Origin of the sequence: Methylomonas rivi, assembly GCF_024505165.1 — a bacterium.
Taxonomy (GTDB): Bacteria; Pseudomonadota; Gammaproteobacteria; order Methylococcales; family Methylomonadaceae; genus Methylomonas; species Methylomonas rivi.
The window spans coordinates 1-14475 of sequence record NZ_JANIBK010000101.1; the positions used below are offsets into that span (position 1 = coordinate 1).

Annotated in this window: 11 protein-coding genes; 8 read left to right on the forward strand and 3 right to left on the reverse strand. The window is 55.3% G+C overall.

Features of this window, described 5'->3' with window-relative positions:
• Positions 1-746, forward strand: a 746-nt coding sequence (locus NP596_RS15250) for a YiaD family glycine zipper/OmpA-like lipoprotein (RefSeq protein ID WP_256616243.1), incomplete at its 5' end; no start/stop codon positions are given.
• A 54-nt stretch (positions 747-800) separates the two neighbouring features.
• On the opposite strand, the gene NP596_RS15255 is transcribed toward NP596_RS15250, so the two are convergent.
• From NP596_RS15255 to NP596_RS15265, 3 genes are read right to left on the reverse strand one after another with little or no spacing between them, the layout of a single operon-like run.
• The gene (locus NP596_RS15255) at positions 801-2642 is read right to left on the reverse strand and encodes an Hsp70 family protein (RefSeq protein WP_256616244.1); all 1842 of its coding nucleotides are present in this window, start codon (positions 2640-2642) and stop codon (positions 801-803) included.
• Positions 2639-3292, reverse strand: a complete 654-nt coding sequence (locus NP596_RS15260; protein ID WP_256616245.1) for a DUF2760 domain-containing protein — start codon at positions 3290-3292, stop codon at positions 2639-2641. The genes NP596_RS15255 and NP596_RS15260 overlap by 4 nt, the downstream gene beginning before the upstream one ends.
• A gap of 18 nt (positions 3293-3310) precedes the next feature.
• Positions 3311-3694 (reverse strand): hypothetical protein, encoded by a 384-nt coding sequence (locus tag NP596_RS15265; protein ID WP_256616246.1) that lies wholly within the window; start codon positions 3692-3694, stop codon positions 3311-3313.
• Between the two features lie 332 nt (positions 3695-4026).
• Between NP596_RS15265 and NP596_RS15270 the strand changes: the two genes are divergently transcribed.
• From NP596_RS15270 to ppdK, 7 genes are all read left to right on the forward strand, one after another.
• On the forward strand, positions 4027-4962 hold the full coding sequence (locus NP596_RS15270; RefSeq protein ID WP_256616247.1) for a hypothetical protein: 936 nt from the start codon (positions 4027-4029) through the stop codon (positions 4960-4962).
• Entirely contained in the window at positions 4959-6056 is a 1098-nt protein-coding gene (locus NP596_RS15275) for a flavin monoamine oxidase family protein (protein ID WP_256616248.1), read from the forward strand. The genes NP596_RS15270 and NP596_RS15275 overlap by 4 nt, the downstream gene beginning before the upstream one ends.
• 288 nt (positions 6057-6344) lie before the next feature.
• Entirely contained in the window at positions 6345-7148 is an 804-nt protein-coding gene (locus tag NP596_RS15280) for a spermine/spermidine synthase domain-containing protein (protein ID WP_256616249.1), read from the forward strand.
• Positions 7145-9328, forward strand: a complete 2184-nt coding sequence (locus NP596_RS15285) for a YgiQ family radical SAM protein (RefSeq protein WP_256616250.1) — start codon at positions 7145-7147, stop codon at positions 9326-9328. The genes NP596_RS15280 and NP596_RS15285 overlap by 4 nt, the downstream gene beginning before the upstream one ends.
• Before the next feature lie 636 nt (positions 9329-9964).
• Entirely contained in the window at positions 9965-10981 is a 1017-nt protein-coding gene (locus NP596_RS15290; RefSeq protein ID WP_256616251.1) for a M35 family metalloendopeptidase, read from the forward strand.
• A 36-nt stretch (positions 10982-11017) separates the two neighbouring features.
• Positions 11018-11500 (forward strand): hypothetical protein, encoded by a 483-nt coding sequence (locus tag NP596_RS15295; RefSeq protein ID WP_256616252.1) that lies wholly within the window; start codon positions 11018-11020, stop codon positions 11498-11500.
• Positions 11501-11714: 214 nt separating this feature from the next.
• A complete protein-coding gene (gene ppdK, locus NP596_RS15300; RefSeq protein WP_256616253.1) occupies positions 11715-14450 on the forward strand; it encodes a pyruvate, phosphate dikinase in 2736 nt (911 codons plus the stop codon).
• Positions 14451-14475 lie beyond the last annotated feature (25 nt).

Sequence of the window (14475 nt, forward strand, 5' to 3'; positions counted from 1 at the left end):
CCGGCACGCTGTTCGGCGGCAACGACTGGAAAAACGCCGGCTTGGGCGCCTTGGCGGGTGCCGCCGTGGGCGCCGGCATCGGTTATTACATGGATAAGCAGGAACAAGAGATGCAGCAGTCGCTGCAGGGTACCGGCATCCAAGTGCAGCGTACCGCGGAAAACACGCTGACGTTGAACATGCCCAGCAACAGCAGCGTGAATTTTGCCTTCGCCAAATCCGATTTGAATTTCGATGCCCAAAATGCGCTGAATTCGGTTGCGCAAGTGCTAAACAACTATCCCGATTCCAACCTTATGGTTACGGGTCATACCGATGACGTCGGCTCCGATGCGGACAATCAGCGTTTATCGGAAGCCCGCGCCATCAGCGTGGCTAATTATTTGGCGCAACGCGGCGTCAATCCGATTCGGATTGCCAAACAAGGCATGGGCGAGAGCCAACCCAAAGTGCCCAACACCAGCGATGCCAACCGCGCCATCAACCGCCGGGTGGAAATTTCCATCATCGCCAACCAAAACGCGGGCGCCGGCCAACAGCCTCAGCAGCAACCTCAAGGTTACCCGCAACAACAATATCCTCAACAGCAACAGCCTTACCAGCAGCAATACCCGCAACAACAGTATCCGCAGCAGCAACAGCCTTACCAGCAGCAATATCCGCAACAACAGTATCCGCAGCAGCAGCCTTATCAGCAATATCCGCAGCAAGGCTATCCGCAACAAACCAACCCATATTATCAATAAATATGGGCACGGTTGGGCATGTAAACCATGCCCAACCGTTCTTCTTAGCCGGGTTTAATTGTCGCCGGCCCGCACATCGAATTCGATTTTCCAGCGTTTGTCGTCCCAATTGGATACTGCTTTCAGTTCCAAGGTACCGACTTCAGTAACGGCGGCCGACAAATGCACCGGCACGATTTCACCGGGATGTTTGCCCTCTTCCGGCAGCGTGATTTCTATTTCGTCCAGTTCTTCCAACTCCTCGCCGCCCCAGGTTTCCAGCCGCGTCCCAACCTGGTCTTCACGACGTGTTTTGGAGGCGAAAAACCGGAAGCGTACCGGCTCACCGATAATCAGGCCGAATTCGTCATTAGGCAAGGCTTGTTCGCTGCCCTCTTCCATGCCGAACGGCGCGATGCACAAGGCCTCGATTTCCGGCGGCAGTCCGGGCACCGCCGGCATGGCGCTTTCCACGCCGACATAATACGAGGCCGCCGTGCCGCCCTTGATGCGCACGCCTTTACCCTTGCGCACAAAACCGTAATAGGCGGCGCCGCGCGCCACCGCCAGATCCAGGTCGGCACCGCTCAGCAGCCTGGCTTCCGGTGCCTGTTCAGCCTGCAACCAGCCGTTTAAAATCCCCATCAAACGTTCGGCTAAACCGGCGGCTTTTAACACGCCGCCGTTGAACAATACCGCGGTCGGATGCAGGAAACTGGCGTTTTCGGCTGGCGCCGCATGACCCAATTCATGGGTGGCCTGTTTTTGTTTGGCTAAAAAAGCCGCCAAATGGCGGGTAATCCCGGCGTCCTGGGCATAAGGCAAACCGGCCGCGCGCAAACCGCCGCGCGGCTTGACCACGGGTCTTTCGCTGACGGCTATCTGCGGCAGAAAACCGTCCACCAACACCCGGTTCAACTCGTCGCGGCTTAACTCGGTGCGCAGCGTGCCGCCGATTAACGACGAGCCGCGGCTGGCCACGACGATGGGCATGCTGCCCAATTCGGGCTGGTTGAACAATTTTTCCTTGGCTTCCCGGCAGGCATGGGTCAGTGCCTGCAACTGCCAGGATTCAAGACGCTTGCCGCTTTCCTGTTCCATTTTGGCCTTGACGGTGTAGGCCAGAGCCAAATCCATATTGTCGCCGCCCAGCAGGATATGGTCGCCGACCGCCACCCGGGTCAGTTGCAAATTGCCGTCCTGTTCGGTCACCGCGATCAGCGACAAGTCGGTGGTACCGCCGCCGACGTCGATCACTAATATCACGTCGCCGACATGCACGTGGTTGCGCCAATCGCCCTCGCTATTTTCTATCCAGCTATATAAGGCGGCTTGCGGCTCCTCCAGCAGCACGGCCTGATGCAAGCCGACGGCACGCGCCGCCTCCACGGTCAATTCCCGCGCGGCGGGGTCGAAGGACGCCGGTACGGTGAGGGTGACATCCTGTTGTTCCAGACGATGTTCCGGAAACCGATGGTTCCAGGCATCCCGCAAATGTTGCAGGTAAGCCATGCTGGCGGAAAAAGGCGAGATACGCTCGATTTCCTCGGGGGCATCGACCGGTAAAATGGCCTGCTTGCAATCGACGCCGGCGTGGCACAGCCAGCTTTTGGCGCTGGCTACCAAGCGAATCGGGGTTTTGCTGCCCAGATTACGGGCAATTTCGCCGACCAGATATTCGGGTTTTGCCGCCCAGGGCAGCGCCGTCGCGCCTTCCACGATCTCGGCGGCATGCGGTAAATAGGTAAACGAAGCCAATTGCGGCTTTTCTTCGATGGTGCCCGGTCCCGTCAATTGCGGTATCGCTAAAACCGTCAACGCCACCTCGTCGCCGCTATGCTGCAAATCCACGTACGAAATTACGCAATGGGTGGTGCCCAAATCGATGCCGACCGAATAACGGGCTTCCGTACTCATAATTCAACCTCGGCGGCGGCGATGATTTTGGCGTTGTGCCCCTCCGTCAACTTGGGCAAACGCAGATCGGTCACTTGCCAGCCTTTATGCACCAGGGTGCCGTTAAACGGGGCTTCGCCGACGATGTTGCCGGTCAAACGGTAGCTGGCGGCATCGAAGCCCTTGTTCAAGCTTACCCGGCTGCCTTCCTGATCCTGACTGACCGGCGCCAGCGTGAAATGCTCGTTGATAGCCTTGCTGCAACCCTGATGCACCACCCGCGCCGCCGCGCCGATATCGGCATCGGAATAAGCGCCGACATCTTCCTTGATAAAGTCGATGAAGCGGGCTTCCTTTTGCAACAGGCTTAATAACTGCAGGGCCGCGTCGGGAGTCGCTTCTTTGAGAATTACCGGTTCGGGCGCGGGCGCCTGCACGATTTTTTCCACTTCGACGATTTTCTCGACGACTTTGATTTCAGGTTGCGGGGCAATAGCCGGCGCGACAGGTGCCGCCGGAACATTGCGTTTACAACGGCGCATGCCCAGCAACACAGATAACAGCACGACAATTAATAGCAAAGCCAATACGGCAACCGTGCCGGCCAGGCAAACGTGCCATAAATCGAACGTGGTCGGGCGTAAAGCCAGATCGATGGTATAGGTATTCATTGGTTCCGATAAGGTTGATTAAGGTTGGCCGGCTTTTTTGGCGGCTTCGGCATACATCAATTCCTGCAACAAATTGCGGGTAACCTGGATGCGCAATTTTTTCAGATGCCGATCGGCAATCACGCCGGGCACTTCGGCGTCGGTATAGACCTTGCGCATATCGGCTAAGGTGGGTTCGCACAATTTGATAATGGCATCGGTGGCATTTCGGCTTTCCAGCTTGGCAAAGTCGGGTTTTTGCATGGTGTCGACCACGCATTTTTTATAGGTATATTGAGCTTGCTGAATCTTTTGAATGGTTTCTTCTTTCAGGGTGGTTTCGTTCCACTCGTCCTTGGCCGCTTCTTCGGCGAAAGCCAGCTTGCCGACTAGCAACAGCACGGCGATTAAAGAATATTTCATTGCATTACTCCATGGGTTAAACATCGTTTGACATGGATTTTACGCGAAGCAGGCAATAAGCGACAACCAAGCGCGGCGGCGGCAGGTAAATTAAGCCCATTCAGCCGGCAAATTGGCCGCTGAAGACCGACAAGCAAGCGGATAAACAAGCCTGCGAACAGCGGCATTTGTCGCATTTATGACATCCATTGGCTTATTCCGCGCCGGCCATCGCATGATCCGACATGAATTAAGCCGTAAAAAACCGGCCCTTATGCTTTATCAAGACTTGGTAGTCGAATTGGCCTCATTATTGAATGGTATTTACCATTTAAGCCGATCACAGCCTACCCATGGATTATATTTTCCAGTTGCCGCTTCCGCCGCGGCACCCGCCTGTCGTTCGCGATATTCGAGTATTTCCAGGCCATTGCTACCGTATCGAGTTACCCGAGGCCGAGCTCAACCCGCTTGCGGTGGCGGATGATGCCCTACAGCATGGCCTAGTCGGCGCATATCGGCTCGCTACGGACACCTCGGAAATCGAGGCTATCAATATACTTGATCAACCCACGCTGGGCTTTGTCTGGGATGCGGATTTGCTGCCTCCGCGAATATGCCAAGCGTTGCAAGGCGAAGCCGGTCAACCGCGCGGCGCGGATTTCAACCATTTGAACCTGCTGGATACCCGCATGGCCGCACCGGAAGTGCGCTTGATCCAAAATCTCCCCACCCTGATTATTTGTCCCCGTTTTGAATTGGAATGGCAGACCCCAGCCCATGCCGGTCAGCTCGGTATCGTGCAACTGGTTGAGTCAACCCGAACTGCCGTGCTGGCAAATGGCGAGTCGGTGGCATTACTGGATACCGAAAGCGGCGGCAACGGCCCGGTATTGCTGCTCAACGACCCGGCCGATTCCGCCGCGGTTAAACCTGTGTGCGGTTTTCAAGCCCAAGGCCGGCAACAACGCTTTGAATTCAGTCATACCGCCTCGCAAGGCATTCCGGCCGAAATTGACGGACAAGCCGTAGCCTCGCTCAGCGTGCTGGAAAAATATACTTTGTATTTCATGCAAAACGCCGACCCGCTGCAGCCGGACAGGTATATCTGGGTGCCGGTGTATTTACCCATCGTTTGGGGCTGGAGCATCCGGGTGCAACAACGCTATGACGGCGTTTGGGATGTTTTTCGCAGAAAGCTGATCATGCCGACCCCGTCCACCGAGGCGCCGGCATTGCCGCGTTGGCGGACCAACACTCTGCGCTGCCGCAACGGCGCGGAAATATGACGCCGATGCTGGATGTAGCGATTATCGGGGCCGGCTTGTCGGGTTTGGCGCTGGCCGAGCGACTGCAAGACGGCCGACGCAACATCGCCATTTTCGAAGCCCGCGAACGTTGCGGCGGCCGCATTCTGACTCATACTTTGCCAGAGCCGGAGTTGGCATTGGATTTAGGCCCCACCTGGTTATGGCCGGACCGGCAACCCCGCATCGCCGGACTGGCCGCACGCTTGGGATTAAAACTATTTCGGCAATGGGACGGCGGCCACAGCCTATATCAAATCGACCCCAGGCAGGTGCCGTCCTTGTATATCGATGTCGAAACTCATGCCGGCTCCCGGCGCATCGAGGGCGGCTGCGGGCAGTTGATTGACGGCTTATTAAAGCGGCTGCCGGACGGCATGTTGCATTTGCAGCATCGCCTGCTAAGCCTTACCGACCGCCAAACTCACATCGATTTGGTGTTTGCCACCGCCAACGGCGACCGGCAACTGCGAGCCCGCCAAGTGGTATTGGCCACCCCGCCACGCATATTGGCCGAAACCATCCGCTACGAACCGGCGTTGCCGGCTAAATTCATGAAGATTCTGCGGGATACCCCGACCTGGATGGCCGCTCACGCCAAAGTATTGTTGGTCTATGAACAGGCATTTTGGCGCCGATACGGATTTTCCGGCAACGCTCTGTTACGTTATCCGGGCGCGGTGTTGGCGGAATTGTACGACGCTTGTCCGTCCGCCCCGAAAGCAGCGGTATTGTTCGGCTTTTTCGGCTTACCGGCGGCGGCGCGGGCTTATTACCGTGATAATCTGGAGGAAATGGTCGTGCAGCAATTGACCGGCTTGTTCGGCGAAGAGGCCGCCAATCCCTTGCGGGTCATCATTCAGGATTGGAGCACGGAAACCTTTACAGCCACCGGCGCGGATCAAATCCCGCTAACCGTGCACCCGGCTTACGGACAAGCCCCGCTGCAACTCGATCACTGGCGCGACAAACTGTATTTCTGCGGCACCGAAACCGCCGCCCAGGCGGGTGGCTATCTGGAAGGCGCGCTCGAAGCCGCCGAGCGGGTGTATAAAGCGTTGACGCTTACCGATTAAGATGCCCGCATCCCTGCGATGCATGACGGAGTTTTAGGTTTAGCTGAATCATCTTTCTAATCAGGCGACGCTTTGAAGCGTTCAACCAGACAGCCCGCATGCAACGCGGCGAAATACGGAGATCAAGCTTGCGGGCCGCTGCCAAGCTGGATTCCGCAAGGCTTCATCCAGGAAACTTACTAAAAATCAGCCTCCGTAACCTTGCAAGAGCCGGCGTAATAAAACGAATAACAAGACAAACGGCGGATTTTCAAGGAAAATGGCGCAATTTTTCTTTCGCCGTATCGCATGTACAAATACGACGGTCTGGTGGTACACCAAACCCACGATGACGAAGGCATTATCGAAATCGTCGACAAAAACGGCGAGCGGGCGCTGCATTTCGGTTCCCACTCGCGGCAAAGCAGTATGCTGATCAACGAACCCAACCGCCTGCATTCCCTGTATGCGCGGGCCATGATGGCCTTACTGTTGTTTAACGACAAGCCGCAAGACGTGTTGATGATAGGCTTGGGCGGCGGTACCATCGCCAAATTCATGTTGCATCAGTTTGCCGATTGCCGGCTGAAGGTTGTGGAATACCGTAGCGGGGTGTTGAAAGTGGCCCGCAGCCATTTCGGCCTGCCGTTCGACCCGCGCCTGAAAATCAAAATCGGCTGCGGCGCCCAGCATGTGTTGCAACAAAGCCGCAGCCATTCGGGGCTTTACGATCTGGCCATGATAGACGCCTACGACCACGCCGGCATGGCTCCGGAAGTCAGCAGCGAACTGTTTTTCGACAATTGCCGAACCTTAATGACCAAAACCGGTCTGTTGGTCATCAATTTATGGGGCACCGATAAAGACTTGTTCAAGCAGGTCAGCTGGAATTTGGGCCGGGTGTTCGGTTGGCGGATATTGTTTCTGCCGGTGCGCACGCGCGGCAATATCATCGGTTTTGCTTTTGCCGAAGGTTTTCCCAAGCTAGGCATGAAAGACTTGATCGAAAAAGCCCAACAACTGGAACAACAGTATCAACTGGAATTCCCCACCTTTCTCCAAGACCTAAAGCGCAGCAACACCCGCGCCATTAACCGGATAATCATTCAGTGAATCACAACGCGGCCAACATTTTCGGCTATAAAAAATACTGGGCCCAACGTTTCGGACCGGCCCCGGAATTGCCGATGAGCCTGGAAGAAATGCAGCAATTGGGTTGGGACGCCTGCGACATTATTTTGGTGACCGGCGATGCCTATGTCGACCATCCCAGCTTCGGCATGGCGGTGATAGGCCGGGTGCTGGAAGCGCAGGGGTTCCGGGTCGGCATTATTTCGCAACCGGATTGGCACTCAGCCGCCGATTTCAGAAAACTCGGCCAACCCACATTATTTTTCGGCGTCACCGGCGGCAACATGGATTCCATGGTTAACCGCTATACCTCGGACAAAAAAATCCGCTCCAACGACGCCTACACCGCCGACGGCGCCGCCGGCAAACGCCCGGATCGCGCCGTAAACGTGTATTCGCACCGCTGCCGCGAAGCCTATAAAAACGTGCCCATCATCATCGGCGGCATCGAAGCCAGCTTGCGCCGCATCGCCCATTACGATTATTGGTCCGACAAGGTACGCAAATCGATTTTACTGGATTCCAAGGCCGACTTGTTGGTCTACGGCAACGCGGAACGGCAAGTGGTTGAAATTGCCCACAGGCTGGCCAAGGGCGAAACCGTTGCCGACCTTAAAGGCATACGCGGTACCGTGCATTTTGTTAAACAAGTACCCATCGGCTGGATGGAAAAAGATTCCACCGACATCGACAAGCCCGGCGCGGTGATTGTGCATCAAAGCCCTTATCAGGAAATGCCGGCGTGCGACGACCAGGGAGGGTCGGAGTGCAGCAACGGGTCGGGAACCCGTGCTGCCGACTCTAAGCCCGAATCATCGCCTGATGAAAAAGTCATCCAATTCAAACCCATCGCCAACAAACAACGCGCGCAAACCGTGATTCGTTTGCCGGATTACGACGCCGTCAAGGACGACCCGATTTTATATGCCCATGCCTCGCGGGTGATGCACGGCGAAACCAACCCCGGCAATGCCCGCGCGCTGATTCAACGCCACGGCAACCGAGAGGTGTGGATCAATCCGCCGCCGCTGCCGTTGACCACCCCGGAAATGGACGGCGTGTTCGACCTGCCCTACTCGCGCCTGCCGCACCATGCCTACGGCAAGGCGAATATTCCGGCCTTCGAAATGATCCAGCATTCCGTTTTGATCATGCGCGGCTGCTTCGGCGGCTGCAGCTTTTGTTCGATTACCGAACACGAAGGCCGCATCATTCAAAACCGTTCCGAAGATTCGATTATTCGCGAGATCGAAGCCATTCGCGACACTTCGCCTAATTTCACCGGCCATATTTCCGACCTGGGCGGCCCGACCGCCAATATGTGGCGGCTGGCCTGCAAGGATCCGGACATTGAGGCCTCCTGCCGCAAACCGTCTTGCGTCTATCCCGGCATCTGCCACAACCTAAATACCGACCAGACGCCGCTGGTGAAACTCTACCGCCGTGCCCGCAAACTGCCCGGTATCAAGAAAATCTTCATCGCCTCCGGCCTGCGCTACGACATCGCCGTCGAGACGCCGGAATACGTCAAGGAATTGGTCACGCATCATGTCGGCGGTTACTTAAAAATCGCCCCGGAACACACCGAGCAAGGCCCGCTGTCGAAGATGATGAAGCCGGGCATGGGCACTTACGACCGTTTCAAGACCATGTTCGACAAATATTCCAAGGAAGCCGGCAAGGAACAATATCTGATCCCCTATTTCATCGCCGCCCACCCCGGCACCGAAGACAAGGACATGCTGAATCTGGCTTTATGGTTGAAACGCAACGGTTTCCGCGCCGACCAGGTACAGGCCTTTCTGCCGTCGCCAATGTCCATCGCCACCGCCATGTACCATTCGGGTAAAGACACATTGCACAAAGTCGCCCGCGGCAGCCCGGATATCGCCATCCCCAAAAGTATCAAGCAACGCCGTTTGCATAAAGCCTTTTTACGTTACCACGACCCGAAAAACTGGCCGTTGCTGCGCGAAGCCTTAAAGGATATGGGCCGCGCCGATTTGATCGGCAACGGCAAGCAGCACTTGGTTCCAAGCTTTCAACCCAAAACCGCCGATAATCCGCTGGACAAGCAACAGCCGAATAAACGTCCCTTTACGACCAAATATAACGGCATCAAGACAAAATCATCGCCCTCTAAACTCCGCAAAACCAAATGAGTTAAGACAGGCGTTTACATCTTCAAACAGGCTGACACGGACATGGCTTTGGCCACTGAGTAATCGGAATTGAATGTTGAAACTTAAAGTTTGGTGGATTGAAAAAATGAATGTCTGTGGGAACCAGTGAAAAGCCAACTTTCAATGCCTCGATGAAGCTCTAGCTCAGTAGCCCGTATGTGCAGCACAGCGGAATACGGGAATCAAGTTTGCGGGCGACCCAAGCCCGGATTCCGCAAAGCTCCATCCAGGCTACTTGCTTAGTCGTCCCAAGATAGAGGCTTTTGATCGCTAAGGCTCGAATATGACCGATTGATTCAATCCCCCAATGATTCATCTTCGATTGAGTTCCGTAAAAATATTCTGATCGATTTCCTCACAAATCATAAGACATAACAGCAAATGCAGGGCTGAACGTTAGCGACACCCAGCTTAAAAGCTTATATCGCTGGGTGTCACGTTGTTCAACGCGATAAGGTGCGCCAAAAAGGGCAATCGCGCTTAAGTGCGGTTGACCTGCCTCTTACCGCAACGGCTTTGACTTTAGCCGGCAATGCGTCTATGTTCATCGGTATGCCGCGAGCGAGTCGATGCGGTATTTCCAGCATTATCTAACGGATTGTTGAGGGGTTAGCCATGATTGAAACCTTTACCGACGCTTATCGCAAAACTCAGGATGTCATCACGAAGGAAACCTTCGAAAAGGATTGGGACAGTTTCCTGAAGACTAAAATCAAGAAGCTGATGGACGACGACGGCTTGAACGATGCCGAAGCGGCCAGCCTGACCAAACTGCAAAACGACATCAAGTACCCCAAGGGCGCCGCCAAAACCAGCCGCAGCGTGGAAGCGGATGCGATTCTGGAAGCCGCCAAGCAAGACGATGCCAACAAGCTGCAGGACCGGGCCGCGGCGCTTAAATTTCTCAGGCATGTTTACTTCATTAGCAAACGCGGCGCGCAAAGCATTTGGGTCTGCTCGCCGCCGAAACGCTACGCCAACTGGACTTACGACGAGTTTGCGGAACTGAATAAGGTGCACCTTAAATCCAGGTTGGCTCATACGACCGAGATTTTCAGCACGGGCAACATGAACAAAATGTCGGCCGGCACCCAGGACGCGCTGGCATGGTGCCAAAAAGTCCTGATCAGTCTGGCCTCGGCCAAAAATAAGGTTAAAAAAGACCGGGACTTGGTGAGCCGATGGTTCGCGGACGAAAATACCGATGACGCCAAACTGGACGAACTAATCGAAAAACTGACGGCGGGCTTCAAAAAAATACGCGACGTCTGTAATTCCAATCAATTGGTGTTTTCGGACGATACCGTGGACCGCAGCACCCAGCCCAATCTATGGAAAACCACCTACGCCTTGGTGCACGACGAAAAACTGCATGTCATCTATGTGGAAAAAGTCTTGCTTGGACGGTCCGGAACCAAGCTGGAATGGGCGATTACTATTGTGCACGAGCTTTCCCACCGTGAAATCAAGACCAAGGATCACTTTTATAGCGAATCCGGCCTGAAACCGAACGCCGGCAGTTTTCCCTCCGACAAAGCGCTGGAGAATGCCGATAACTGGGGCTTTTATGCCGCGAATGTCAACGGCGCCCTCACCAAGGGGAAAATCCAGGCGGTTCTGAAAGAGCCGTAGACAGATGCCGGCAAGCAACTATCGGGGAAAATCATTGTGCTAAGTTTCAAGCGTTTTTTCTATATTTTCTTTTTGACGGTTCTGGGTTCCGCGTCCGCCTGTTCCGACAACAATTTTGACACCGGCGGGCACCAGCAAACCACGGCTGGCGAACCCGAACTCAAGCAAGCGGAGAGCAAAACCATGAATACAATCGGCAGCAGACGCCGGCGCCTACCGCCGGAACTCGAACCCATCACAGTCAACGGCGTGGTCTACAAGGAGTTACGCCAGGGTAATAAATTAGGGTACGAACAAAAAAGCGGCTTTTTGGTCGCGCTCGATCAAAAAACCGGGGAAATGCTTTGGCATGTTATCGTCTACCCGATTCATTACGTCGAAGGCAAGGAAACCGACGTGCAGGAAGTATTCTTTACTCGCTTGGAACTATTGCCGGGTAAACAGGAAATTCTTATCGAGAACGAACTGGAAAAACGGTTTATCGTCAATCTGCCGGATCGCTCGGTCACCGAGAAATAGCCCGCCGCTTGGGCGGGTAACGCCCTCAAGATTGGCGGGTTTAACCTTTGCCGCCGGCTGGGGCGTCTCCGCGGATTACTCGGGATACCATGGCAACGGTTGACGTGTTGAAATCGGCGCGGCCCAAACTGCGGTAACGCTAAACAAAATCAAACAAGCCGATTCAGTGCGTTTATAATCGGACCACCTTTCCACAACACTCACAAGATACGCAATGGACCCAAAATACAGCTTCTCATTTGATAAAGGCGACGGTAAAAACAAGGCGTTATTGGGCGGCAAGGGTGCCAACCTGTGCGAAATGACGCAAATGGGGCTCAACGTACCGCCGGGCTTTGTGATTACCACGGCCACCTGTCTGCAATATCTGGAAAACAAACAGCTGCCGGCCGGCCTGATGGACGAAGTCGGTCAACAAATCAGCGCCATTGAACAGGCCACCGGCAAGCAATTCGGCGGCGCCGCCAACCCGCTGTTGGTGTCGGTACGCTCCGGCTCCGCCATTTCCATGCCCGGCATGATGGACACTATTCTTAACCTGGGTTTGAACAAGCAAACCCTGGCCGGCCTGATCGAAATGACCGACGACGCCCGCTTCGTTTACGATGCTTACCGGCGTTTCATTCAGTTATTCGGCAAGGTGGCACTCGGCATCGACGATGAAAAATTCGACGTGCATTTTCAAACCGTCAAACGCAATGCCGGCATCAAGGCCGATGTGGCGCTGAGCGCGGATCAGCTGCAGGAAATCAGCGAGCTGTTCCTGCAAGTTGTCAAGGACGAAACCGGCCGGCCTTTTCCGGAAGACGTTTACGAGCAACTGGAAATCGCCATCAAGGCGGTATTCAATTCCTGGCTGGGCCGCCGGGCGGTGGATTACCGGCGCGAATTTCATATTACGCCGGATGTCGCAAACGGCACTGCGGTGAATATCGTTACCATGGTGTTCGGCAATATGGGCGACGACTGCGCTACCGGAGTTGGCTTTACCCGCAACCCCGGTACCGGCGAAAACGAAATGTACGGCGAATACCTGGTCAATGCCCAGGGCGAAGACGTAGTGGCCGGCATCCGCACCCCCAAACCGGTGCACGAAATGGCCAGAGAAATGCCTGAGCAATATCGCCAGCTCGTCGAACTGCGCAACAAACTGGAAGCGCATTACCAGGAAGTGCAGGATTACGAATACACCATCGAGCGCGGCGTGCTGTATTGCCTGCAAACCCGTAACGGTAAAATGAACGCGGCGGCGATGGTAAAAACCTCGATCGACATGGTCAACGAAGGCTTAATCAGCAAGGAGCGCGCCCTGCTGCGCATCAACCCCGAGTTGCTGGAACAATTGCTGCATCCGCAATTGGCGCTCGATCACGGTCAACAAGCCATCGCCCAAGGCCTGCCCGCCTCGCCGGGCGCCGCCTGCGGCAAATGCGTCTTCGATGCGGATACCGCGGTGCGCCTGGGTAAAACCGGCGCCGACCTGATTTTATTGCGCGAGGAAACCAAACCAGAAGACATCCACGGTTTTTTCGCCGCCCAAGGCATTTTGACCAGCCGCGGCGGCAAGACCTCGCATGCCGCCGTGGTGGCGCGCGGCATGGGCAAAGCCTGCGTGGCCGGCGCGGAAGATATTCGGGTCGATGTGCGGGCACGCTTGGCCATCGTCGGCGATATTCATATCAAGGAAGGCGATTTAATCACCATCGACGGCAGCACCGGCGATATCTTTTTGGGCCGCATTCCGACCATCAAAGCCACTTTTTCGCAGGACCTGAAAACCCTGTTGAGTTGGGCGGACGACAATGCCCGCTTGCGCGTGCATGCCAATGCCGACACCCCCGCCATGGCCAAACTGGCGGTGGAATACGGCGCCAAGGGTATCGGTTTGTGCCGTACCGAACGCATGTTTAACGCCGTCGACCGCCTGCCGTTGGTTATCGACATGATACTGGCCAACGGCACCGAGGAACGCGAAGCCGCTCTGGCAAAGCTGTTCCCTATCCAACGCGACGATTTCGAGCAGTTGTTCGAAGCCATGTCGCCGTATCCCGTCACCGTGCGTTTGCTCGATCCGCCCATGCACGAGTTTTTGCCGAACGAACACCAGTTGCTGGATGAACTGGATGCGCTGAAACATTATCTGACTATCGTCAAGGGTCAGCGCGTTACCTTGGATACTCTGGCCGGCCACGCCGAACTGCCCGCCCCGTTCAATTTGCTGAACGAAGAAGTCATTGTGGAAGCCATCGCCAAAAAGCAAATGATGCTGGACAAGGTATTGGAACTGTACGAAGTTAACCCCATGCTGGGCCATCGCGGCGTGCGTTTGGGCATGAGCTATCCGGAAATCTACAAAATGCAGATCCGCTCGATTCTGGAGGCCGCCGCCCGTTGCGTTAAACAGCGTATTCCGGTGGAACCGGAAATCATGGTGCCGCAAGTCATCACCGCGCAAGAACTGAAAAAGGTAAAACAGTTCGTGGACGAGATTCAGGCGGAAGTGGAAGCGCAATACAAAATCAGCCTGAAATTCAAATTCGGCACCATGATAGAAACCGTGCGCGCCTGCACCCGCGCGGACAATCTGGCGGAAACCGCCGAATTTTTCTCCTTCGGCACCAACGATTTGACACAAGCAACCTTCTCATTCTCAAGAGAAGATGCGGAAAACAAATTTTTGCCGCTGTATGAGGATTCCGGTTTATTGCAGGACAATCCCTTCGAAACCCTGGATATTCAAGGCTTGGGCAAACTGATGAAAATGGCGGTGGAATGGGGCCGGCAACAACGCCCGGATTTGAAAGTGGGTATTTGCGGCGAGCACGGCGGCCATCCGAAATCCATACGGTTTGTGCATGGTTTGGGCTTGAATTATGTATCTTGCTCCGCGCCGCGTATTCCGGTGGCCCGCTTGGCGGCGGCCCATGCGCAATTGCTGGAAAAATCCTAACCTATAAACCACCCGCCGGCCGCAG